This is a genomic window from Flectobacillus rivi, assembly GCF_030056655.1.
Classification (GTDB): domain Bacteria; phylum Bacteroidota; class Bacteroidia; order Cytophagales; family Spirosomataceae; genus Flectobacillus; species Flectobacillus rivi.
In genome coordinates this window covers 273,398-297,751 of the sequence record NZ_JASHIE010000003.1, presented here as the reverse complement: position 1 = coordinate 297,751, position 24,354 = coordinate 273,398, and the positions used below count along the sequence as shown (strand labels likewise).

Below are 24,354 nucleotides of genomic sequence, written 5' to 3'. Positions count from 1 at the left end.
GCAATTGAAAATGCAAATAGCAATGAAAAAAAGACTTTCTTATATACTCTTGGCTACGTGTTTGCCCTCTTGGCTGATGGCACAAGACCGTGTTACTCTGTCGGATGCGGTAAATACAGCGCTCAAGAATAGCTTGGACATCCAAATCGCAAAAAACGCACTGAATGTCGCAAGTATCAACAATAATAGAGGTGTAGCTGGAGCTTTGCCAACCGTTAACGGTAGTGCCACCAATACCCAACAAATTACCACCTTGAATCAGGAGTTGAGTAACGGAACTTCAACAAATCGTTCAAACGTAGGAGCAAACAATACCAACGTCAATGTTACGGGTACAATGGTGTTGTACAATGGTAACAGAATTATGACTACCAGAAAACGTTTGGATGAACTACAAAAACTGAGTCAAACACAGTTGAATAGTGTCGTTCAAGGAATTTTGGCAGACGTAATGTTGAAATATTATGCGGTAGTTCAGCAACAAAATTTTTCGACCACTCTTGAAAAGTCCTTAGAAGTATCCAAACAACGTTTGTCTATTATTGAATCAAGACGTTCGGTAGGAATGTCAAATGATGCAGATTTGATTCAAGCAAAATTGGATGTTAACGCACAACTTCAGTCTATTCAGTCTCAAAAGCTTGTAATCGAACAAGCCAAAACGGATTTGCTTCGTGCGATGACGCAACAAACGGAATCTTCTATTGCGATTCAGGATACTATTTTGATTGATAATAAATTGGATTGGGAGGCACTAAAAACGAGTATTAATTCTCATCCTGATATTGTAGCGGCTGACCAACAAATTACGATTAATCAATTTTTGGAAAAAGAGACGAAAGCTCGTATGTCTCCAACACTCAATCTAAATGCTGGAGTGAGTTATATCCGAAGCCAAAGTGCAGCAGGTTTGACATTATTGAACCAAACGTATGGTCCATCACTTGGGCTCAATTTAACAGTTCCAATTTATACAGGTTCAGTAAACTCTCGACAGGTACAAATTGCAGGTATCAATACGCAAACAGCTAGAATCCAAAAAGAAACGCTAATTCAAAATTATCAGGCAAATGCGACAAAAGCGTGGCAATCATACACAAATGCCTTAAAATTGTTGGAAACTGAAAAGCAAAACTATGAGCTAGCAAATAACCTACTCAAAGTGGTTATGAATCAATTTAAGCTCGGTCAAGCAACTATCGTGGATGTGAAATTAGCACAGCAAAGTTTTGAAAACTCTGGTTATCGTTTGAATAATTTGAGCTATTCGGCAAAACTCGCTGAAATTAATTTAAAGCAACTCGCATACAAACTTGAATTATAATTCTTTCTAAGTGATAAAAGAAAAGCCCTTCTTGATGGAGGGCTTTTTTGTTTTCTATTTCTTACAAGTAGATATTCCCAAAAGGGTATAAAGTGGACAAAAGCTGATAAGACTTGTTAAAACAAATACGCCAGCAATAACCACAGAGATGATTCCAACAGTACCTGTGAGTGTTCCCGTGAAATACAACACCGCAACGATGATCGCAATGATTATACGAATTAATTTGTCGGTACTTCCCATGTTCTTTTTCATAGTATGAATTGTTTGGTTGGATATAAATGGGTTTTAAATGATGTCATAAATATCCCTTTTATTCAAATGCCATACTGTGATAATTGTTACATAAAAATCTGATTTTGAGAAGTTTGTTTAATTTTAAAACCGCTCTATTTTACCAGACTTCCACTCGTAAGGAATATTTTCAACGACAAATCCACTGGCTAACCGAAATTGACTATTGGTCAATTGATTGATATAATCACTTGAAAATTTAAGAATTTGAATGGGTTTAGGTTGCCAAAATTCTCTTTTACCCTCCACAATGACTACCTCTTTTCTCATGTTGTTTACTGAAAAAGTAAATGGTAACGGTCCCGCAAAGCGTCGAGCTTCTTTCCAATCTGTAAAAGGAGAGCTGGTGGGTAACCCAATGTCCGAATCAAGAGTTGTTTTAAAACGCATTTGAAATCCTCCAGATTTTGACTGAAATAGTATACTGTCAGACTGGGCAGTTTTTTGAATATCAATGGTTTTGTATTGGTAGTTAGTGAAAATATTCCCTAGAAATTCCATTTTTCTCTTATCTGTTTCAGATTTAAGAATATATAAACCTCTGAGATTTTTACCTTTGGAATTGGTATATCTTACAAAAATCCGATAGCCAATGAGTGTAAAATCATTTCCTAAAAAAGCTGGAAATCCTTTCGGACGCAGTTTTTGAGTTTCTACCAAAGCCATAGCCACAAATCCCCAATGATTTTGAAAAGTATCAAGTGTTAAAAGAGCTGGAATTAACTTTTCAAGAATACTTTTTTCAACTGCACAAGTTACAACAACCGACTGTTTGAAGAATGCTTCTACAGGAAAGGGATGTGATTGTAGTTTTTGGAAAATACTCATGCTTGTTTGGGAGTAGGTTTGAACACAAAAGCGTGTAGATAGATCATTAGGCAAAAAAGTGTTGCAAAAACTAGGTTCCAGGCACCCCATAAGAGCCATTTTTGAGCTAATTGAAACTCCAGAAGGTTCATGGACAAAATAATCACAATTTGAAAAATAGCTATTAATTTTGGTTGAATGTTGAGATAAATCACAATTCCCAAACATATCTCCAGCACTCCAATTAGCATAGTTAGTTCATGGCTATAGGTAGCTCCCAAAATTGTTTCAACAATCTGCGCATGTCTCGGGACTTGCCCCAAAACCTTACAATAAAGCCCATTCAGTAGCCAAACGGTAGCGATAAAATGCCTGAAGTAGTCATGTAGAGATTGAGTCATGGCGTCTTTTCTTTTGATGGGTGGCAAGAAGACTAATTTTAATGCAAATAGAATTTGACTTCGGACAGGGTAACTAGTACGTATCCTGACAAATTTAGAAGTAATTTAGCCTATTTACAGCGATTCAGAAAGAAATTTATCAAACGATTTTCTGCATTAAACGTTATTTTGACTCCTTAAACCATTGAATGAGTAAATGAATGTTGAGAAATAATTATGAATTTTACTAGTAGAGACGCAATGCTTTGCGTCTAAAGAGGTATCATTCTGAATTATAATATCGAAGCTGTTTAAACTTTTCAAAAGACATATTTTATTGATTAATTCTTCGTCTTACTTTTTAACTAGGCGTTCCCGCCTTGATACAAAAAGTAACCGCAGCGGCGGCCGCAAAAAAATCAAGAATTTATAATCGGAGTGGCGTCCCACCTCGCTTCGCTCAAACAGTATAAATTCATTGCTTACGCCAGCAATTTTACAAAAGTTTAAACAGCTTCATCAAAACGACGGTCGAAAAATATTTTTCGACCGCCGTTTTGATATTATACTCTTAAAAATAATCACTCAATCTCAATTCACTCAATGAAGGAGATAAAATGTAGTTTTTTACTTAAAATCCTAAATCTTACAATACCCTAAAATGATATTCCTGTATCAATGCTGGTGTTTCTGGCGAAAGTGTCAAACTAATTTCGCATTTGCCTTTTTCTCCTTCAACTACGAAACTACCTCTCAATTTGTTTTGAGGTTTAATAGGATGAATTTTCACCACTTTACCTACTTTCTCTTGGAAATTCTTGGTGTCCTTTCCTAAAATTGACATCGGGTAATCATCAAAAAAGTTCACCGCAAATATTTTCATACTCTTAGCATTTTCCCAATTCTGAACGGCATCTACTAATTGTACATATCGCTCTTCCAATACTTTGGCTGGTTGAATAGGGTAGCGTTCAAGTTTGGTGGTAGCCAAAAGAGTATCCAAAATTTGAATATTGATATAGCTCATCGGTGAATAGGTATTATTGGCAAAAGAAATCACACCTAAGCCATAATCTTGTAAGATATTCCAATGGCTTCCGAAGCCTGGCAGACCACCACTATGTCCGACCATACGACGACCTTCGCAATCCACAGAAGTACGTAAGCCGTATCCATAAGCACTTACCATTGCACATTTTTTACCTGATTGGTATTGGTAGTTGGCATTGAGGTTATTGAATTGCCAAGGCTTTTGCATCTCACGTACCGAACTCCTTTTGATTGGACCAGAATCTGGAGCATCACTCGTTGGCCAAGCTGCTTGATGAAATGCAACATATTTGCCATAGTCTTCCATCGTCGTAATGAGTCCTCCCATCGCGCCATATACACCATCGTGCTCCAAAGGCTGAGGAATCCACTTGCCATCCAACCATCGGTAACCTAAGGCTAGTTCTTTTTGGGGAACTTTCGTGTACTCCCAATAGGTGTGATTCATCCCTAATGGCTTTAAAATCTGTTGATTGATGTATTCCTGATACGCCATCCCAGATACTTTTTTGATGATAGCGCCCAATAACGCAAAGCCCAAATTACTGTATTCATATTCCGTATCTACAGCCGTGGAGAAGCTTATGCCTTTTTTCAAGAAATCGGTAAATTCTTTTTCTGAAATACCTAATTGTCTATCGCCCCAAGGATTGTCTTCAGGAAAACCAGCCGAATGAGTAAGTAAATTTCTGACCGTAATCGTAGGTGAATCTTTGGTAGCGTATTTCTGATTTCTCATTTCAGGTACATATTTCCAAACTGGATCGTCCATTTGGAGTTTTCCTTCATCTCGGAGCTTGACGATTGCCATTGCGGTCAAACTTTTGGTCATACTCGCAATTCTAAAAGCAGATAGGGGTGTGGCAGGAATGTTTTGTTCAAGATTTGCCATGCCAACTCCCTTGGCGTGTATTAGTTTTCCATCCAAAACAATTCCGTAACTCATGCCAGGGAAATGATTTTTCTCGGAATATTCCTTAAATAATTGATCGACTAATGGCAGGGCTTGAGAAACTTGTTGTTTTCTTTCTTCAAAAGATTGTGCTTGAGTTTGGAAAAATAATCCCAGACCAAAGGCTATTCCTAAAATTCGTTGATGAGGTAAGTTGCGCATATTTTAGTATTGAGTTTTTCTCTAAAATAGCTTTTTAGACGCTGAAAAACAAATCTATTTCGCCCAGTCAAAAACAAAGCCCTTCTCGGAGGAGAAGGGCTTGTCAACTGAATTATATAGCAAAAAGTGGAAAAATTCTGTTCGATTTGGGATTTCGGATATTGGATTTCGGAAGTATAGGCTATTTTTTCAATCCTATTTTGAAAAAAACCGAAATCTCCAATCCTACATCCGCAATACTTTCTGATTCTTAGTAAAGTATTTGAACGTGTCCCAACAAGCCAGAAGGTTCTGCTTCCCACGTTGATGGCTCTAAGGCTTTGTATTGAATATCTACGATGTTGATATCCTTGAATTTCTTCCAATTATGAGATTGTTTGTCGATATATCTCATTCTGTTGGCTGAAAGGTTTTTTACCTCAATTTCTAAATGATTTTTTTCTTTTAACAGCTTGACAGGAATAGCTACTTGGAAAGGTAAGCTCCAGAGTGTTCCGAGACTTTGACCATTTAAAGTCACTTTTGCCGATTCACGAACATTGCCAAGATTTAAGTAAATTACATTTTCTTTTACAGATTTCCAGTCAAAGTCTATCGAATATTTAGCCGTTCCAGTAAAATATTGGTTAGTAGAATCTCCAACGCTCGTCCAAGAGCCTAGGCTCGTAGTTTGGTAAGATTTAGGTAAAAATGGTTGTCCTTCCAAAAAATCAACTTTCCATGTGCCATTGATTTCGACTTTGTGGGTCAGTTGAGCAGTCGTATTTTGAGCAATTGCCTGAGCTGGCTTTTTGTCAAAAAACTGTATAAAACGACTTTCTCCTGCTAAAAGGGCTAATTTGATTTCAGTGTAAGCTCCTTTTTTACTAAATGGGATATACTGCTTGGTTTGATGAAGTGGGTCATAGATTTCCACAGCTTCCCCTTTGGCGCCTAATAAAACTTTCCCTTCTTGAAATTGTTGGGAGAAATTACTGATAAAATATAAAGTACCTTTGGCGTTTTGTTTTTTGATGAAAGATATTCCCTTGTTCGCCATCTCTTCGGAGGTTATTCCAAGTTTTGCTAAGGCATTTGGAAGCACTGAAATTTCCGTAGCTTTTAGATTTTTATTGAAATTAGCTAAAAACGCTTCATTCGATTCCCAATTCTTAAAGCCAGCAGTATTGGCAGGCAATTGGTCTACAAACAAAATTGGAGCACCTTGTTTTTGAAGTGCTTGTAAGGCTTTGAGGGTTTCTGTTGGTAAATACTGTGTTTTAGGAATTACGATCGTTTTGTACGTCAAACCTCCATGACTTTGTAGTTTTCCATTTACATATTTTAATTGAGTCAATTGTAAATCAGATACATAGTCGAAGTTGAAGCCTTTTGATTGTAAAAGCTTCGCAACTTGTCCAAACGAATTGTTGAATAAAAGCTCCTGAGCATTGGCATGCACCGATAACAAATGTACGTGATCTTTTCCCCCAGCATCGTGCCAAATATCATGGATAGGGAAGTAGAGCAATACATCATTTTGTGCCTTCGACTCTTGCAAACGTGCTTGACAACGAGCGATGTACTCATTCAAAAAGTGTAGTTCATTCCAGAAATGACTCTGTTGGTTAAAATTAGTAGAAGCATAAAATAACCAACCTGGATACGCTTCCTGCGGAGGTGAATAAGGCACACCATGGTAAAAAATATGGTTGATTCCCGAAGTCAAAGATTCATCGATGATAGGTTTGACTTGAGAAAGTGACACCTTGAAATGGTCGGCTAGCCAAGTCGCAGTTTCTGAGCCAACAAATTTTTTGTTTTCAGTGTTAGCGGCTGAACTCGCAAATTTGATTACCAAAGGATCTGGTACCCCATATCTAGCTTCCTCAAATTTGGGATCTCTTCTAAAATAAGGAATGTCAAAATATTTTGTCCCAAAATACTCGGTTTCTGGCACATCCGAAAGTGCATATAAATCGAGCATATTCCCAGGCGAGCCATGAGCTTCGTTTCGGGAGATTTTACCCATTTTTTTTACTCCGTCTGCCCAAGTTTTGGTAAAAGCCTCTCTGCACAAATCAGCAATGGTAGCATTGTAATCACCAAAGATTCTTTTTTCAAGAAGGTCTTTAGTTTCTGTTTTTGCCAAAACATTTAAGTAGGGCGTTAAATCATACCCACGTCGTTTTTGAAATTCTTCTAAAAAATTGTCTGTCCAGTTGGCTCCATATACCTCGTATGAATCATTATATAGCGCACGTACCCCATATTCAGATGATTGGAATAAGGTTTGAAATGGCTTCATGTAATGGTCTAATGCCTCCTTGCTGAAGTGGTCAAGAACAAATCCTTCACCTCCTGGCGCAGCACGCTTAACTTTTTGCTTGGTAGGTAATACTTTGACGCTATTTTTTCCATTTTCCGAAACAATCTCAAAGGTTTTAGCAGCATCTTTTTCACTTACCTGTTTTCCGCCAAACGGCCAACCTGTGCCCATCGTCATATCTATTCCCAGCCCTAGGTTTTTAGCTTCTTTTACCGTGAAAGCCAACATTTGATTCCATTTTGGACTCAAAAAATCGATGTTGTTGGCATCGTTGCCTTTTACTCCATAAATCGGGATGATATGTAAGCCGCCAAAACCAGCTTGGGCATAATCTTGTAAGTTTTTACGAATACCTGCTTCGTCTACCGCACTGCCCATCCACCACCAATAAGCCCAAGGCTTGTGTGTATCATATTTTTGTGCATTTGTCGTGAACATTCCAACCAGAAAAAAAGTTATCAGCAAGCATACTTCTTTAAAGTTGCCGAATCTTTGATTTCCTGATTTTGCAAAGAATATAATTTTCATTTTTGATATGATTATTTTGATTTTTTCAAGATACATAGATAGAAAATAAAAAAAACATCTGCATCCTGTAGCATACTGGAAGTAGGTTTTAAAATACGCCATTTGACAACTTCTCAAATAATGCCCTCAATGATTGTGGAATAAGGAAATACATAGGATAGTGGGCAAAATTAAATTCATTTTACCAGCTTTAAACTCTAGGCTTTATGCTGTAAGCTAAATTTAAATAGTATTTCTGATGAAATAAGTGTTTTTCTTTGCCGAACGCCTTCGGCTTACAGCTTAGCACATAATAATGCAATTTATTTTGCATTATAACTAAAGACCGATTACATATTTAGCGGAATATTTACGCTAGAAATTTTATTTATAAAATTGTTTTTTCTACTTTTATTGTACATATTTAGCACACAAAGAAAAAATATAGCTATTGCCATTGCAAATTACCCATAAAACTTACAAATATATCCTTAAGATTATCCTATGTTTGATGACTCAACTGTAAATGTAGGCATCCTCAAAGAGCGTGCTTACAACTTACGCTGGGCGACAGTTCCTGAAGGCGTGATACCGTTAACCGCGGCGGATCCTGACTTCCCGAGTGCACCACAAATAGCAGAAGCCCTAACCAAATTTATTAAAGACCGCTATTTATGCTATGGTCCACCCGAAGGACTTCCTCAGTTTAAAGAAAGTGTAGCCCAATTTTTTCACAACAAACGAAACGTTCCAGCCAAACCTGAATTTACATTTCCTGTAGACAGCGCAGCTTTTGGAATTTATGTCATTTGTAAAGCCTTTCTTGAAAAAGGAGATGAGGCGATTATTTTTAACCCTGTTGATTTTCTGTTTAAATACTCTATTGAAACTGTTGGTGCCGTTGCCGTTCCTTATGGTATTCCTCCAGGTCAAGAGTTTGTAGATTTTTGGGAATTAGAGACCTTGATTACTCCCAAAACAAAAATGATTTGCCTTTGTAATCCCTTGAATCCAACAGGAAAAGTATTTACGCCTGCTGAATTGAAGATTCTAGGAGAGATTGCAATCAAACATAATCTTATTATTTTATCAGATGAAATCTGGAGTGATATTGTGTACCAACCATACACTTATACCAGTATTGCCAGTCTCGATGAAAGTATCCGACAACGAACCATTATTGTTACAGGATATAGCAAATCGTATGGATTAGCAGGACTTCGTATTGGTTCAGTCGTTGCGTTCAATCAAACACATGCAGATTTAATTTTTAAAGCATCCTTACATCAATCGACTGTTCACGGAGCAAACGTTTTAGGGCAGATTGCTGCAACCACTGCCTTAAATGAATGTGGACCATGGCTAGAAGGCTTTATTCAACATCTCCAACAGATGCGTGATTTGTGTGTATCTGAACTCAATGCAAGTAAAGGCGTATCGTGCATAGCACCTCAAGGTTGCTATGTTGCATTTGCAGATATCACAGGTACAGGAAAAACCAGTGCCGAAATACAAACGTATCTGCTTGAAACAGCCAAAGTAGCAGTAGTGCCAGGCTTACCACAATGGTTTGGAACAGGTGCCGATGGTTATATAAGGCTAAGCTTTGCCACATCACAAGAAATTCTTTCTAACGCTCTTAATCATATAAAAACCGCACTTAATTACTTATGAAAGTTGTAATAATTGGTGGGGGAGTGGCAGGGTTGTCACTTGGCCTGTTGTTAAATAAACAAAATATTGAAGTAGTCATCAATGAAAAAATGACCGAATTTCATACCAGAGGTCATGCTTTTCTCATGCATTTAGATGGATGGTCTATTCTTGAGGAATTAAGTGAAGGCAAAAATATTCCGTTGCCAGGTATCGAAATCGGTGAGTTTAATTTCAATAAAAGTAATGGAGAACCAGTAAAACGACAAAAGTTAAATCTTTGGCGTTGCATTAGAAGAAAAGATCTAATTGCATTTTTGAATCAACTAGTTCCCGAAGGACTCATCAAGACAGGACGTATTTTTTCTCATTTTATTTATGAAAATGGAAAAGCTGTTGCTGCCCAATTCAGTAATGGAGAAGTCGAATATGGTGATATTTTTATAGGAGCAGATGGAAGTAATTCTGCTGTTCGTGAAGCCATTTTGGGTCCTGTCGAATTTACAAAAGTAGAAGTAAAAGAAGTCGTGGGCTTATGCAAAAATGAAGCTTTGGCGTCAAAATTGCCCAACGTATTTACCAAATTTCAGAGCGATACCAGAGGAATTAGCTTTGGGATGATACCCGTATCAGCGTCTGATTTTGTGTGGTTTATGCAATATAATTCTTTAGAGGCAGATTGTAGCGATAAGTCTACGCCTGAGCAGCTTAAGGCATTTTGTGATTTTCAATTAAGTGATTTTCCACCAATTGTCAATGAATTACTAACTACCAATGATTACTCAACGAGCTATATTTGGAATACAAGAGATTTTGGACTGCTTCCAAAATTCCATGAAGGCAATGTAGTATTGATTGGCGACGCTGCTCATTTGGCATTACCATTTACTAGTGCGGGAACCACTAATGCTATTCTAGATGCAAAAGCATTAACTGAGGTGTTGTTAAAAATTGGAAATTCAGAATTAGCTTTTGAGCAATATTATGCCTCTCGCAAAGATGAGATTTCCAAACATATCTATTTGGGAAGAGAGTTAAAAGAGCTCTTTATGCACCCTGAAAAAATAGATGGAGATAAAATGGTTGTACCACTGATTTCTAAAAAAGAGTCAGATGATAAAGGAGACAAACCTTTAAAAGTGCAATATTTTACTGATCCCATTTGCTCGACTTGTTGGGTAGTTCAACCAATGTTACGTAGATTGAAATTGGAGTATGGCGAATATTTTGATATCGACTATCGTATGGGAGGACTTTTACCTTCATGGACAGATTATCAACGTGGACCAATTACCCAGCCATCTGATGTTGCATCGCACTGGGAAGAAGTTTGTATGATTCATGGAATACCTTTGGACGGAGATATTTGGCTGGAAGACCCTCTTCCTTCTTCCTATCCACCTTCAATTGCTTTCAAGGCAGCCCAAATGCAAGATGGCGACTTGGCTATTTTGTTTTTAAGAAGAATCAAAGAGATGCTCTTTTTAGAAAAAAAGAATATTGTAGATCTTAATTATTTGGAAAACGCAGCTTTTGAGGTTGGACTAGATTCAGCCAAATTTATCAAAGATTACGAAACAAAGGCACAAGAAGCATTTCGAAATGACTTGATTTTGGCTCAAAATATGGAAGTGGGAGTGTTTCCGACGCTAATTTTTACCAATCAAGACAATAAAACGATTATCGCAAAAGGGTATCAGGAATATGAATATTTCGAAGACATTATTCATCAATTGATTCCAAATGCGCAAAAAAGGAGTTTGAATACAGATCCAGTTTTCTTGTTCAGTTGTTTTTCGACAATGACCAACAAAGAATTTTCATTTCTCAGTGACAAATCTGTAGAAGATACTGAAAAAACTTTGGACGATCTTTATGAGAGAGGATATATCGACAAATTCGAGAGTAAAAATGGCATAATTTGGAAGAGTAAATTGGCGGATTATTAACCGACGATTTTAGTATAAAAAGGGGCCTCAATGTTCCCAACATTGAGGCCCCTTTTTATACTAAAACAAATTTTTACAACTTATACTTCTCCTTCAAATAGCTCAACGCCATGCCATACGCCTCTTTACTAGCAGCTTCGTCATATTTTGGGTTACTTGGGTTTGAAAAACCATGAACAGCATTGAAAATCTTGTAAGTCAATTTTTTGTTTGCGGTTTTCATATTGGCTGCAAAATCTTCGATTACTTGCTGTGAGATATATTGTTCTGTGGCAAATAAGCCTAACACATCGCTGTTGAGAGTCTTCAATTTTTCAACATCTTTTACTGGCATTCCGTAATACATTACTGAACCAATAGTTTGTTTTCCACCTAACAAGGCAGATTTTAATGACCAACTTCCGCCAAAACACCAGCCTACATTTGCAATTTGTGCTTTTGGCCCAGCCAAAGTAATAGCCCCTTTTACAATGTTTTCTAGTCTTGTTTCGACAACGCCTTGCATCAACTTTCCTGCCTCTTGTGGATTAGTTGTTGATTTTCCGTCATACATATCCAAGGCTATAACATTAACATTTCCTCCAAGGTCGTTATAAAAAACATCTGCTTGATGTTTAATATGGTCGTTGAGTCCCCACCACTCTTGATAAACAAAAAGCCATTTGTCAGATTTCTTTTTGGCTTTGACGATATATGCATTGGCCGTGCTACCATCGGCTGTTGGGTAAGTAATGGATTCACCTTCTGCTACAAATTTGATTGCTATTGGAGCTGGGTGCAAAGCAATAAAATTGGGGTCGTTAGCAAATTGAGCCATATCACCCGATATTGGTGCATGACAAACTGTAATTTGATTTTCAGGTTGTTCGATGGGTTTTGCACCAAAGTATCCCATTATGCTTACTACAAGGAGATTGAGAGATAGCCAAAGTTTGTTCATTTTCTATGATGAGTTTTGGATGAATGATTAAATTAGACGATGTTTCAAAAATGTACATTCGTCAATTCTTCTTTAATAATAAAAATTTGGCTACAATTGTTCTAAGTCTTGTTGAAATATTCGACCAAAAGGCGATATGGTTAGATATATGCCATCACCTATATCTAACTATATCGCCTTTTGAGGTTGGATACTAGCTAATCTTTTAATTCAGTTTATACCACTGAATATTTGATAAGGGCTGTCGGCGCTGTGCATGCTTTACAGGACCGTAATATTTGCTCAAATAGTCAAGAACGATTGGTTCTGCTTCACCCAAATCCCAAAGCTTTTGTGTTCTTTGCATCCATCGAATTCTTTCTAACCAACCTTCACGAGAAGCTCGGAATTGCAAAATCATTTTACTCGAGTGACAGCTTGTACATTGGGCTTTTACCATGTCCAATTCTTTGGCAATTACAAGGCCTGTTTCAGGGTCTAATCCTTTGGTCGAATCTACGTAAATAGCTTTTGAACTGTATTTTTGTGGCGTAATTTTTCCTAGAGAAGCGAGGTAAGCCATAGAAAGCATTGTCGCTACTAACATGATTTTTTTCATAAGATAACAATTGTATTAAACCACTTTAACTGCGATTCTATGACATGAATTATTGAGATACCCTGCTGGATTCCAAGCAGGAATGACCATTGGCTGTGAGATACCCTTGGCATCGGTGGCTTTGGCCCAAACTTCATAATAGCCTTTTCTTGGAAATTTTATGTCGGTTGACCAATGTTGCCAAGCTAATCGATTTTTAGGTTTTTGTAGGCTAACCTTTTGCCAAGTAGCCCCAAAGTCAATCGAAATTTCCATTTGACTCACTTCCAAATCGCCCGCCCATGCATGTCCTCTCAAGCTGATGGTTTTACCATCATCAACCATAGCGCCAGTTTTAGGATAGGTAATAACCGATTTTACCGGCATTGATTCTATAATTCTGTAATCGCTATCGGGTGCTTTTCCACCTGGTTCAATAGGGTACAAAGGCACTCGGTAATGGGTACCATCCATTTTTTCACCATCGTGAACTTTGTTACGTACCACAATTTTTTCTAACCATTTTCCTGAAACAGAAGCTGGCCATCCACCAAGAATCAATCTTAAAGGGTAACCATGCATCAAAGGAATTTCTTGCCCATTAACAGCCCATGCTAATAAACTTTCATCTTCTAGTGCTTTCTTTATTGGAACACCTCGAGAAATCGTAACCTTTTTAGGGTCGCCACTCAAGTGAGTATCTTTGCCAAAATAACCAATATAGACAGCATCATCCTTAATTCCGACTGAATTTAGTACGTCTTTTAGACGCACACCTGTCCATTCGGCACAATTAATAGCGCCTTCTGACCATTGATTACCAGAAGCTTGTGGAACAAAACCACTTCGACCATTCCCTCCACATTCTAATTGAATTTGGTAAGTGTATTGCTTAAACTGCTTTTTGAGTTGTTCTAATGTAAAAGTCTTTTTGGTTTTAGCCGATTCGCCTTCAATAGTAAGCGTCCATGTTTTAACGTCGATATTTTCTGGAGGATTTCCGTTATTTCTTACAAACATTTTGTTCAGAGGAGTAACCTCATCATCTAAAAGATGTGCTGGTGCTTCTATGTTCCACGGACGATCGCTCAAAATGGTCATTTCCTTATTTTTTTTGAGCGTATCAAGCGGATTCTCTTCTAGCGAATTTAGAATAACAGGAGTATAGCCTTTAGGCATATTGTTGGCAAAAACGATTTCAGTACCAAGGACAGTCATAGTACTTGTTCCAATAAGTTTTTTCAAAAAGTTTCTTCTTTTGTGCGTCATGGTTAAATGCGGGCTTTGTACAATTTTTGTAAATATAAGGAACTTTCAGGAAGAGTGTATAATGATTTGTTTTAGATACATGTAAATCTATAGGATAAATAGAATATATCTTGAGCGAAAAAGATATATTCTACATACTGAAAGAATTACTTAGTTATATTTTTGCGATTCCAAGAAGTATACGTCTAAAATTGCTTTTGGGCGGGCAAGATATTCGCGAAGATAGGTTTTGTAGCCAGAAGGTACATCTTGGGCAGCAAACGCTACTGCATCTACGCCGAGATGCTGTGCGAGAAATAAGGCTCTAGCATTGTGCGTGGGCTGTGAGACAATCGTGAATTTCTGCTGATTAAATACTTTTTTACAACGAACAATTGAGTCATAAGTTCTAAAACCTGCAAAGTCTAAAATCATGACATCGTAAGGCACACCTAGTTTAAGGAGCGCTTGACGCATATCTGCGGGTTCATTATAAAAGATAGAATCATGATTGCCACTGAGTATTAGATATTTGACTTTGCCTTCGTGGTAAAGTCTTGCAGCAGCTTCGATACGATAACGGAAGAATAAATTTTCTTTGCCCTTAGTGACATTTTTACTTGTTCCAAGCACTAGTGCAAAATCATTGGAAGGAAGGTTCTCAAAATTATAATAATTATAATTTTCTGTAGAAAAAACAATCCAGATGTTACTCATCAAAACTAAAATAATTCCCATGAAACCCAATGCAATAAGCCCCTTAATCACCCTTTTGATAAATCGGGTAAAATTAAGTGGTTCTCGAATCGCTATTTCAAGGGTACTTTTCATATAGCTTTGGTACAACTTTACTTCTTACACTAAACTTTTCCAAAACATGATCCAAAATCCATGTACGAGTCATCTAACCTATTTTTTTTAAAATACCATTCTTATAGATAACGCTGAAATCCGTAGGATATGTTAATGAAATTGTTAAATTTTTTGTAAGAAAAGTTTAAGTTTCGGTCTTAATATTTAGTTAATATTGAAAGTATTTCCCTAATATATAAAAAAAAAGTCTGATAACCTCACCGTACTGTAGGGTACACGGTTGAATTATCAGACTTTCAATAAATGGAGTAACAATTAGAATAATCCTAATTGTTCTCCACTTCCTGAGTCGGAGTTTTCAGGAAACTCAATTTCTTCAGGCTCAACTAATTTTGCCACAATAGCATCGTTAGCTTCTGTTTTATCCTCATCTCCAATACTTTCAGGAACGGAAACTTCTACAATTTTAGGCTCTAATGGTTTTATCGCTTGTACTTTATGAGTACTAAGTTTACTACCTAATGCTTTCCAACCTCTAATTTCAGCTACCTCGTCTAGGGCAATCTCTTCATGCTCGAGCGAAGCGCCTTTTTCATCCTTTTTGAAGGTTAGTTCAATACGAGGGTAAACATCTACTGAGGCAAAATGCAGTTTTGAACCCTTTTCATCTGAGATAAATAAGAATTTCTTATCAACCGTTGTTGTTTCTATTCTAAATCGTTTGACGTAATACAACTTGCTAGCTCCATCATAGTATACCGCCGAAATAATGCTCTCTGGTACAAATTTGATTAAAACAGCAATATCTTTTGGCTCGTAACGATTGGTCAATTCAAAATTGGTTAACTCATATTGACCGTCATTGTAGATGACTAAAATATGGTCTTTGGCTTCAAAATTGCCTAAGTATTTGCCATGCTCGTCGCGGTTTAGACGACCAATAGTTGGATCATACCAGATATCCAGACCACCTAAAGTAGAAACCCCCGCAGATTTCTGAACAATTTTTCTAACAGGATATTTTGTCAAAACATTGCCCATCGAGTCACGACCTTTGATGAGTAGGTCTTTGAAATCGTATTCAAATTGCTTGACACGAGCGGTACAAGATGCCGTTAGGTTAACTTGAATTACCTCTGCCTCACCGTTATCGTTCGCAGTAAAATATAGTACCTTAGATTTAGGATTTCCTGCTGTTAGGTCGTATACTCTATCTCGAGTGACCGCAGTAATCTTGAAACGTTTGATATAACTTGTCCCAGATTTGGCATCAAAATACACCAAGTTGTAGACTTTACGGTCATCATTCTTTTTAAAGACAGAGCAGTAAATAATATCTTTTCCGACAAAAACCTTATCTTGAATTTTGGTTACTACACAAGAACCATCTTTTCGGAAGACAATAATATCATCGATATCAGAGCAATCCATTACATATTCGTCTTTTTTAAGACTATAACCAATAAAGCCTCCCTCACGGTCTACATAGAGTTTTTGGTTGGCCGCTGCAACCACAGCTGCTGTAATGGTATTGAAATTTCTGATTTCTGTTTTACGCTCACGCCCCTTGCCGTATTTTTTGAGGAGCATTTTGTAATAATCAATTGCATAACGGACCAAATTAGCAAGATTATCATTTACCTCGTTGAGTTCCTCCTGCAATTTGATCATCAATTCATCGGCTTTGAAAGAGTCGAATTTAGAAATACGTTTGATACGAATTTCCAATAGACGAAGTAAATCTTCCTCTACAATCTCACGATAGAATTGTGGTTTATAAGGTTCTAATCCTTTGTCTACTGTAGCAACTACCTCCTCGAACGTTTCACAAGTTTCAATATCACGATAAATCTTATTTTGGATAAAGATTTTTTCGAGTGAACTAAAGAGTAATTTTTCTAATAACTCTCCTTTGCGAATTTCGAGTTCTTGCTCTAATAGCTCAAGTGTTTGGCGTGTACAAACTTTAAGAATTTCACTAACGCCCACAAAATGCGGTTTATCTGCGATGATCACACAAGCGTTAGGCGAAATAGAAACCTCACAGTCGGTAAAAGCATAGAGGGCATCGATGGTTACATCGGGCGAAGTACCAGGCGCTAGTTGAACCTGTATTTCTACCTCTTTTGCTGTGTTGTCTATTACTTTTTTGATTTTGATTTTTCCTGCATCATTTGCTTTGATGATAGATTCAATCAAACTCGTAGTCGTAGTAGCAAAAGGTATTTCTTTGATAATAAGGGTTTTCTTGTCTAATTCTTCGATTTTAGCACGAACTCGGATTTTCCCGCCACGCATACCATCGTTGTAATTAGAAACATCAATTAAACCGCCCGTTAAAAAATCTGGATAGACTTCAACATTTTTATTTTTGAGAATATCAATCGAGGCTTCGATTAGCTCCACAAAGTTGTGAGGCATGATTTTGGTTGCCAAACCTACTGCAATACCCTCAACACCCTGCGCCAATAATAACGGAAATTTTACGGGTAAGGTAATCGGTTCTCTCTTACGACCATCGTATGACAATTGCCATTCGGTTGTTTGTGGATTGAAAACCACATCCTGTGCGAACTTTGACAAGCGAACTTCGATGTAACGAGCTGCCGCTGCGCTATCTCCTGTACGAATGTCGCCCCAGTTACCTTGGCAATCAAACAATAAATCCTTTTGACCCATGTTTACCAAGGCTTCGTTGATAGAAGCATCCCCGTGAGGGTGGTATTGCATAGTCTGACCGATTACATTGGCCACTTTGTTAAAGCGACCATCATCCATTTCGTTAAGGGCATGTAAGATACGGCGTTGTACGGGCTTTAGACCATCTTCTACTGCTGGTACGGCACGTTCCAAAATTACATACGATGCGTATTCCAGAAACCAGTTTTCGTACAACCCAGCCACTGCCACTTGCTCATGTAATGCCTCTTCGCTTTTCGTGTTCTTGTTTTCGTCGAAATTTTCTGTCTGATTTGTGTTTTCCATTACAGCGTATTCTCAAATTTTTTAAAGTAGACTTAGGACCAAACATAATATAGTTCAGTTTTGACGGCTTTGGTCATAAGCTTACGTTTGTTGCTTTTTTACAAAACCCCAATTTACGGAAAAAATATGGGTAAAAAAAATATCTACTCAGTCTGTATTTTAAAGAAATGGCTAAGAAAACGGGTAATTTGTTGGTTTGATGAAAATTAAATCTCTAAAAATTGTTCAAGAAGGGTGATTTTGTAAGTTTTGTCATTTTTTTGAACAATTGCATACTGATATTTCCCTTTAGGAAGATTGCCACTAATAAAGGTGGTAAAGAAGCCATCACCATAATATTTTCCTCTGAGGAGTAAATCAGCTTTTGAGCCATGTTTGTGTTCAACAGGAATTAAATAATCAGCTCTTTCAGAATGCAACATTATAAATGTATCATCATTGTAGGGAAAAGATTGAGCTTCTATTAAATATGAAACCAATGTAGTTGGACTTTTGGCATCTTGAATGATTGTTGTCGTCGGTATAACAGTCAATCGAAGTGTCGAATCTTTCTCTATTTTAATATTGGGATTCTGGAAGGAGTGCAGAACATCTAGATCAAAGTCTGTGTATCGGCTAATTCCCTCATGATACGACAGTGCTAATGTTTTAGCAATATTATGGTTAAAAGCAGGAGATTCTTTGAATATAAAGCCATTTGTTCTGTAGTTGAAAGCTTCGGCACGCTGGTTGTCGAATTGATATTTCAATTTGAGTGTTGATGAATACCAACCGAACAGATTAATCGTAAATGCTAGGAAAACCGCTAATATACCAAGTGATTTATGGAGGAGTTTGGGAGTATTGAGTAATAGTGTTAGATACAACAAGGCTATTGCCCAAAGTGAATTATGAGCATAACGATTGTCTAATCCTGCTGAAGCACCAATCCAAGCTCTGCTCAATGCGACCAAAGCTGAAGTGATCAACAAATAGCCAAAACAAGCTACAAGAAATAAGTTATGATCATCTAGGTTACTTTTAGTTTTCAACAACTTCCAGAATAAATATCTTCCTAAAATAAAGATAAGAGGTACAACAATGATTGCGCCAGCTATAGCAGCTAAGATATTTGTTACAACATAGCGGTTTGTGAATTGCCAATCAACACTTCCCCAGAAGGTGAAAAGACATCTGAGTAGCATATCAATATGTTGTAAGCTTTGCGAAACATTGGAATTTTGCACACTTCTATATTGATAAAAATAGACAGAAATTAGAGCTATCGTAAAAATAGTCCATTTGAGTAAATCCTTCGTTCGCCCAGTAAGGAATAGCATAAATCCCGCAATTAGGAGCCCAAATAAGCCATTGCCGTGTGTAAATGTTAGAACAAATCCAACTATGAATGAGCCGTAAAAGTATTTCCTATTTGGATTCGTAATGAGCCAAAACAGCAGCATTGCCCAAAACAAATTGCCTACCTGCTGAAGTACCGAGATGGTACAATAGATATTTTCGTGAGCAATTGGTTGGAATAACAGGAGTGGGATGGGAAGAAAATACCAAGCCGATATTTTAAGTTTTTCAAAGAAAAGATTAAATATCCAACAAACCCCAAGATAGTAGAATAAGGAAATAGTGTTGAATGTTTTCCAATTAATAAATCCTTCGATTTTATAAGCAAAAAGAGTAAATAATCGAGGAGATATTATCCGGTGCTCGTTATGTAAATCAATCAATAGCAAAAATTGCTCTTTAAAACTACTGGCTCGTTGAGAATCTGTAACATATCTTAGTAGGTGGTAGTCGTCAGCAAAGAAAAAATTATAACAGTAATTTTGTATGAAAAGAATAAATAACAAGAATAATAATAAAGAAATCCAGAATGCAGATTTTTGTATTTTTATTGGGTGTAATTTATAGAATTAAGTGAGAGTAACGTTAATCATGATGATTGAATCAAATCAATCATTTCGGCGATCATCATTGCAGTTGCCCCCCAAACAGTATGACCCTGAATGTCAAAAAAGGCAGCTTCAACTTCTGTGCCTCTAACATTCAAAGTTTTTTTACCAATATTGGCAGGGTCTAACAATTCATCAAGCGATACTTCGACTACTTGGTCTACTTCTCTAGGGTCTGGGTAAAACTCAGGTCTTTTTTCCATGTAACCAATGACTGGTTGGACATAGAAGTTTGAAGGTGGAATGAATAATTTAGAAATTTCACCCAATACTTTCACATCAGTAAGACGAACCCCAATTTCTTCTTGGGCTTCTCTCATAGCTGTTCTTATCAGATTTTCATCTTCTCTTTCTTTTCTCCCTCCTGGAAACGCCATTTGTCCTCCATGAACCCCGTCGTATGCTGGCCGTAAAATCAAAGGGAGATATATTTTTCCTTCATGCGGGTAGAACAAAATCAAAACGGCACTTTGTCGAGTTTTTTCGTTAGGACCTAACTTAAACTTTAACCTCGAACTTGATGCCATACGAATATGGGCACTCTCACCCGGAAGAGGTAATGTGAAGCGCTGTCTCAAGTTGTCGATAAAGTGATTGAAGTCAGTCATAAATTATCTCAATAGCAATGTCGATTGTTTTGTTATTAAATAGAATGTATAAAATTGATATAAATTAGTAGGAAATGAGCATATATACAAACTTTAGCATTGTCATTTGGGTAAGATAATATAATTATATGACAAATAAATCGCCATTTCTGTTTAGGATAAAACTTAATTTTCTGTCCTTTCGGTTGAAAATCAAACGCTTAAAATAGCCCTAACCGTTTAATAAAAAGTTGGTTTTTCTTCATTCAAACGATTAGAGCTAGGTTTTATATTTGGGTTACAAATGGTAATGGCTATTAGGAGCGTATCGAGTGACGAGTTGTTCCGCACATCGTTCTCCATCCATCGCTGCCGACATAATACCTCCAGCGTAGCCAGCTCCTTCTCCACAAGGATATAGCCTTTTAACAATGACGTGCTCTAAACTTTCTTTATCTCTCGGAATGCGTACTGGAGAAGAAGTGCGACTCTCGATACCGATAATCTGCCCAAGATTGGTTCCGTAACCTTTCATTTTTTGACCAAATTGTTTGATACCATCTTGAAGAGGCTTTCCAATATGTGGAAACAGTACATCGAGCATATCTGAACTACTCAAACCTGGTTGATAGGAAGTTTCGAGGAGTTCTTTTGATACTTTTTGTTGTAAAAAATCACCTACTAATTGTGCGGGTGCTACTTGCGTGCCGTTCATCATTTGACAAGCACGTTGTTCTTGTTCTTTTTGCAACTGCAAACCAGCCAAAGCACCATACTCTTTGTATGGCTCAAGGTCTATGTCGTTCACTGCTACAACCATTCCCGAATTGGCAAATTTTGAATCTCTTCGAGAAGGTGACATTCCATTAACTACCAATTCGCCTGGTGCTGTAGCGGCAGGTACAATAAATCCACCTGGGCACATACAGAAAGAAAATACGCCTCTTTGAACACCCTTAAAATAAGTTTGTGCAACCAAACTATATGACGCTGCAGGCAAATACTGTCCTCGTTCTTTACGATGATATTGAAGCGAATCAATCAAACTTTGAGGGTGTTCTATGCGCACTCCCATAGCAAAAGGCTTGGCTTCGATATAAATATTTCTATGTTGGCAAAGTTCAAAAATATCCCTAGCCGAGTGTCCTGTAGCTAAGATAACGCCAATTCCCTTTATTTCGCGACCATCTCCTAGAACAACGCCTTTGAGGGTGTTTTGTTCAAGAATAAAATCGGTGACTTTGGTTTCAAAATGAACTTCTCCACCAGCATTTTTAATGCTCTCACGAAGTTCTGCTACAATTTTAGGAAGTTTGTTGGTGCCGATGTGAGGGTGTGCATCTACCAAAATTTCTTCGGTGGCGCCGTGAGCTACAAAAATTTCGAGGATACGGCGAATATCCCCACGTTTTTTACTTCTTGTATAGAGCTTACCGTCTGAGTAAGTTCCTGCACCACCTTCTCCAAAACAATAATTTGATTCTGGATTTACGTAATGATCTTTGTTGATGGCAGCTAGGTCACGACGACGAGTTCTGACGTCTTTTCCTCTTTCAATCAAAATGGGTTTAACTCCCAACTCAATCAAACGTAACGCAGCGAATATACCCGCAGGACCAGCTCCAACAATAATAGCTTGTGGGGCGTTTGATACATTAGGGTAGTCTTTGGTAAATTCAATCATCGAGGTTGGCGCCTCATTAATAAAAGCTTCGACTTCTACATTGACTTTTACCTGACGACCTCTCGCATCAATGGAGCGCTTGATGGCTCTTACATGAGCCTCCTCAGTTGTTGAAACTTGAAGAATATCTTTTACCTTGTTAACGAAGTTATCTTGGTCAAATGCAATTTCTGGTTCTAACACCAGAGAAAGTTGTTTTTTCATCTTTGGTAAGGTTTTTATCCTTAAATTTTTCACAAAATAACAAAAAAAGAACGATGTTTCCTTATTCCTTAGGCATTTTTGATTAGGAAGAGCGAATTGTGAAGATTTTAGGAAAAAGAAAGTAGTGAACCAGAAAATTTCTCTCATTTCATCGTTTTCTTTGAAATATAGAACTGAAATAGCCTAGTATTTATTTTCTGATTATTAGAAAAGTTCAAAATAAACCAAATACAAATTATGCTCAGAGAATTGAGAAATAAGCTTCCAATAATGGTACTTTGTTGGATGGTTTTGATGAGTGACTTTTTCCATTCATTTGGTCAAAATAACTTCATTTTTACACCATCAACCAGCAAAGGAACTATTAATTGGCAACAATTTCCGAACTTTTCGTTGCCATTTTTGAACGTTTACACTGGGCCTAGAGTTGCCAATGATGTTCAAGAGCCTTTGAGGCATGGCTTTAGTCATTTGGCGAGATATAATCAATTTGATTCGGATTTACCTGTAAAAAACCGAGCATTTCTGTGGTATGGCGTTGCCAGTGTTGCTGGGCAGCCTTGGTATGAATTGGAAAGTCCTTGGGATAATAATCTGGCATCATATCAATCTTATTGGAAAGGTAGTATGCAAAGTTTTGCCAATGAATTTAATAACACAAGAGGGCAGACATTTCCACAGTATGATTTTTTGGTATTAGATATTGAAAGAGAAAGACCCACCAATGGTAGTATTTTGACTTTGAAGCAGTCAGCAGGTGTGTCGCAAAAGTATAAAAACCTTTCAGATTCGGTATTTATTGAGCGTTATAAGCGTGATTTAATGAATTTGTATGCGCAACCAATGAACTATTTATGGGGTAGTGGTTTTCCCAAAACCACAAAAATTGCCTCTTACAGTGATGCTCCTATCAAAAATCAAGAATTTCCCATTGGCTATTCTTGGAAAGCGATTTTGGATGATCCTAGCTCACTAAACTACTACATGAAAGACTCCCTTACCCAGAAAGTAGGAGGCCCATTTTATGCGCAAAATACCCACTTGACTCCTTCGGCTTATTTGTGTTATGAATATCGTAATTTTCCCAATTACAGTAATGTCGCTTATCAATTGTTTCAAGTAGAGGCAAATCGTGCCCGTAGCAACAAGGATATTATTTTGTTTGAGTGGTTGGGCTATAATCGCTGTCAAAACTCCAATTATGCCTTTAATCAATCACTACCCAAACATTTGATTGAAGCTCAGGCGATTATGCCCTACTTTTCTGGAGCTAAAGGTATTTTTCTTTGGGAAGGCCCACTTGCCAGACAGGATACCATGAACCTTAATAAATATGAGTATTTTGTAAATGGCTTATATCGCTTGTCTGCTTATAAAAACTTTTTTACAGGAGATTATTCTCTATATATCCCTAAAACCGCTCACCAGCATTTTCAAGATTATGATCCTATTTGGCGAGCAGTCATCAAGGGTGATAGTGTTTTGGTAGCCGCAGTCAATGAGTTTGCTAGCGATAATGCTACCACTAATCTAAATATTCGAATTGGATCATGGACTAAGAATATTGAACTAAAGGGAAAAGAAACCTTTTTACAGGCTTTTGCGTTGGAAAAGTTTACTGAAAAAATACTGGTGTATCCCAATCCGAGTGTTGGACCTTTTAACCTTGAATATCAAGGTTCAGGCTCAATCACAGGGACAGTTCAATTGTATGATTTACAGGGTAATATTAGATTTGAAGCAAACTGGGATGATTTGACCAATGAAAGTTTTGTTGCCAATCGTCGGTTTATTAATCCTAAATTGCCAACTGGCATCTATATATTGAGAGTAAACAATCAAGGACATTTGATGGAGCAAAAAGTGTTCTTGACGAATAATTAAGTTTTGCTTAGTAATGGTGTTGGAGGAACACATTTAGAGCATAAATCTTTAATTTTGCCTCCTTAATTTTAAAAATGGTAAATTCTATTCAAGCATTTAT

The 24,354-nt window shown here is 37.3% G+C and carries 17 protein-coding genes; 4 read left to right on the top strand and 13 right to left on the bottom strand.

Going from position 1 to position 24,354, the window contains the following annotated elements; all coding sequences use genetic code 11:
• The first annotated feature begins 22 nt into the window (after positions 1-22).
• Positions 23-1,324, top strand: a complete 1,302-nt coding sequence (locus QM481_RS05555) for a TolC family protein (RefSeq protein WP_166553824.1) — start codon at positions 23-25, stop codon at positions 1,322-1,324.
• 54 nt (positions 1,325-1,378) lie between these two features.
• Here the strand turns inward: QM481_RS05555 and QM481_RS05550 are convergent, their stop codons facing one another.
• The 5 genes from QM481_RS05550 to QM481_RS05530 all read right to left on the bottom strand — a co-directional run bounded on the left by QM481_RS05550 (position 1,379) and on the right by QM481_RS05530 (position 7,805).
• Positions 1,379-1,579 carry a YgaP family membrane protein gene (locus QM481_RS05550; protein ID WP_283380978.1) on the bottom strand — a complete coding sequence of 67 codons (201 nt, stop codon included), beginning with the start codon at positions 1,577-1,579 and terminating at the stop codon, positions 1,379-1,381.
• Positions 1,580-1,702: 123 nt separating this feature from the next.
• Positions 1,703-2,446, bottom strand: a complete 744-nt coding sequence (locus QM481_RS05545) for a DUF2071 domain-containing protein (RefSeq protein ID WP_283380977.1) — start codon at positions 2,444-2,446, stop codon at positions 1,703-1,705.
• Positions 2,443-2,826 (bottom strand): DoxX-like family protein, encoded by a 384-nt coding sequence (locus QM481_RS05540; RefSeq protein WP_283380976.1) that lies wholly within the window; start codon positions 2,824-2,826, stop codon positions 2,443-2,445. The genes QM481_RS05545 and QM481_RS05540 overlap by 4 nt, the downstream gene beginning before the upstream one ends.
• Before the next feature lie 625 nt (positions 2,827-3,451).
• Positions 3,452-4,969 (bottom strand): serine hydrolase domain-containing protein, encoded by a 1,518-nt coding sequence (locus QM481_RS05535; protein WP_283380975.1) that lies wholly within the window; start codon positions 4,967-4,969, stop codon positions 3,452-3,454.
• A gap of 250 nt (positions 4,970-5,219) precedes the next feature.
• Positions 5,220-7,805 (bottom strand): glycosyl hydrolase, encoded by a 2,586-nt coding sequence (locus QM481_RS05530; protein WP_283380974.1) that lies wholly within the window; start codon positions 7,803-7,805, stop codon positions 5,220-5,222.
• A 483-nt stretch (positions 7,806-8,288) separates the two neighbouring features.
• Between QM481_RS05530 and QM481_RS05525 the strand changes: the two genes are divergently transcribed.
• Both QM481_RS05525 and QM481_RS05520 read left to right on the top strand, forming a co-directional pair.
• Positions 8,289-9,458 (top strand): pyridoxal phosphate-dependent aminotransferase, encoded by a 1,170-nt coding sequence (locus QM481_RS05525; protein ID WP_283380973.1) that lies wholly within the window; start codon positions 8,289-8,291, stop codon positions 9,456-9,458.
• Positions 9,455-11,386: a DsbA family protein gene (locus QM481_RS05520; RefSeq protein WP_283380972.1), complete on the top strand. Its 1,932-nt coding sequence runs from the start codon at positions 9,455-9,457 to the stop codon at positions 11,384-11,386. Before QM481_RS05525 ends, QM481_RS05520 begins: the two co-directional genes overlap by 4 nt.
• Positions 11,387-11,459: 73 nt before the next feature.
• On the opposite strand, the gene QM481_RS05515 is transcribed toward QM481_RS05520, so the two are convergent.
• From QM481_RS05515 to QM481_RS05480, 8 genes are all read right to left on the bottom strand, one after another.
• Entirely contained in the window at positions 11,460-12,326 is an 867-nt protein-coding gene (locus QM481_RS05515; protein WP_283380971.1) for a dienelactone hydrolase family protein, read from the bottom strand.
• Between the two features lie 205 nt (positions 12,327-12,531).
• Positions 12,532-12,924: a hypothetical protein gene (locus QM481_RS05510; protein WP_283380970.1), complete on the bottom strand. Its 393-nt coding sequence runs from the start codon at positions 12,922-12,924 to the stop codon at positions 12,532-12,534.
• Between the two features lie 15 nt (positions 12,925-12,939).
• Positions 12,940-14,172, bottom strand: a complete 1,233-nt coding sequence (locus tag QM481_RS05505; RefSeq protein ID WP_283380969.1) for a sulfite oxidase — start codon at positions 14,170-14,172, stop codon at positions 12,940-12,942.
• 150 nt (positions 14,173-14,322) lie between these two features.
• Positions 14,323-14,982 carry a SanA/YdcF family protein gene (locus tag QM481_RS05500; protein WP_283380968.1) on the bottom strand — a complete coding sequence of 220 codons (660 nt, stop codon included), beginning with the start codon at positions 14,980-14,982 and terminating at the stop codon, positions 14,323-14,325.
• Positions 14,983-15,279: 297 nt separating this feature from the next.
• A complete protein-coding gene (locus tag QM481_RS05495) occupies positions 15,280-17,949 on the bottom strand; it encodes a DNA gyrase/topoisomerase IV subunit A (protein ID WP_283380967.1) in 2,670 nt (889 codons plus the stop codon).
• A 206-nt stretch (positions 17,950-18,155) separates the two neighbouring features.
• Positions 18,156-19,268 carry a hypothetical protein gene (locus tag QM481_RS05490; RefSeq protein WP_283380966.1) on the bottom strand — a complete coding sequence of 371 codons (1,113 nt, stop codon included), beginning with the start codon at positions 19,266-19,268 and terminating at the stop codon, positions 18,156-18,158.
• Between the two features lie 608 nt (positions 19,269-19,876).
• On the bottom strand, positions 19,877-20,503 hold the full coding sequence (locus tag QM481_RS05485; protein ID WP_283380965.1) for an NUDIX hydrolase: 627 nt from the start codon (positions 20,501-20,503) through the stop codon (positions 19,877-19,879).
• Positions 20,504-20,780: 277 nt separating this feature from the next.
• The gene (locus tag QM481_RS05480) at positions 20,781-22,370 is read right to left on the bottom strand and encodes an NAD(P)/FAD-dependent oxidoreductase (RefSeq protein ID WP_283380964.1); all 1,590 of its coding nucleotides are present in this window, start codon (positions 22,368-22,370) and stop codon (positions 20,781-20,783) included.
• Positions 22,371-22,607: 237 nt separating this feature from the next.
• Here QM481_RS05480 and QM481_RS05475 point away from each other — a divergent pair, with 237 nt between their 5' ends.
• The gene (locus QM481_RS05475) at positions 22,608-24,254 is read left to right on the top strand and encodes a T9SS type A sorting domain-containing protein (RefSeq protein WP_283380963.1); all 1,647 of its coding nucleotides are present in this window, start codon (positions 22,608-22,610) and stop codon (positions 24,252-24,254) included.
• Positions 24,255-24,354 lie beyond the last annotated feature (100 nt).

Coding starts and splice junctions, on each gene's coding strand:
- QM481_RS05525 (WP_283380973.1), top strand. CDS start 8,289: ATGTTTGATGACTCAACTGTAAATGTAGGCATCCTCAAAGAGCGTGCT.
- QM481_RS05545 (WP_283380977.1), bottom strand. CDS start 2,446: ATGAGTATTTTCCAAAAACTACAATCACATCCCTTTCCTGTAGAAGCA.
- QM481_RS05490 (WP_283380966.1), bottom strand. CDS start 19,268: ATGCTATTCCTTACTGGGCGAACGAAGGATTTACTCAAATGGACTATT.
- QM481_RS05475 (WP_283380963.1), top strand. CDS start 22,608: ATGCTCAGAGAATTGAGAAATAAGCTTCCAATAATGGTACTTTGTTGG.
- QM481_RS05485 (WP_283380965.1), bottom strand. CDS start 20,503: ATGACTGACTTCAATCACTTTATCGACAACTTGAGACAGCGCTTCACA.
- QM481_RS05510 (WP_283380970.1), bottom strand. CDS start 12,924: ATGAAAAAAATCATGTTAGTAGCGACAATGCTTTCTATGGCTTACCTC.
- QM481_RS05540 (WP_283380976.1), bottom strand. CDS start 2,826: ATGACTCAATCTCTACATGACTACTTCAGGCATTTTATCGCTACCGTT.
- QM481_RS05515 (WP_283380971.1), bottom strand. CDS start 12,326: ATGAACAAACTTTGGCTATCTCTCAATCTCCTTGTAGTAAGCATAATG.
- QM481_RS05555 (WP_166553824.1), top strand. CDS start 23: ATGAAAAAAAGACTTTCTTATATACTCTTGGCTACGTGTTTGCCCTCT.
- QM481_RS05505 (WP_283380969.1), bottom strand. CDS start 14,172: ATGACGCACAAAAGAAGAAACTTTTTGAAAAAACTTATTGGAACAAGT.
- QM481_RS05520 (WP_283380972.1), top strand. CDS start 9,455: ATGAAAGTTGTAATAATTGGTGGGGGAGTGGCAGGGTTGTCACTTGGC.
- QM481_RS05550 (WP_283380978.1), bottom strand. CDS start 1,579: ATGAAAAAGAACATGGGAAGTACCGACAAATTAATTCGTATAATCATT.
- QM481_RS05535 (WP_283380975.1), bottom strand. CDS start 4,969: ATGCGCAACTTACCTCATCAACGAATTTTAGGAATAGCCTTTGGTCTG.
- QM481_RS05495 (WP_283380967.1), bottom strand. CDS start 17,949: ATGGAAAACACAAATCAGACAGAAAATTTCGACGAAAACAAGAACACG.
- QM481_RS05500 (WP_283380968.1), bottom strand. CDS start 14,982: ATGAAAAGTACCCTTGAAATAGCGATTCGAGAACCACTTAATTTTACC.
- QM481_RS05480 (WP_283380964.1), bottom strand. CDS start 22,370: ATGAAAAAACAACTTTCTCTGGTGTTAGAACCAGAAATTGCATTTGAC.
- QM481_RS05530 (WP_283380974.1), bottom strand. CDS start 7,805: ATGAAAATTATATTCTTTGCAAAATCAGGAAATCAAAGATTCGGCAAC.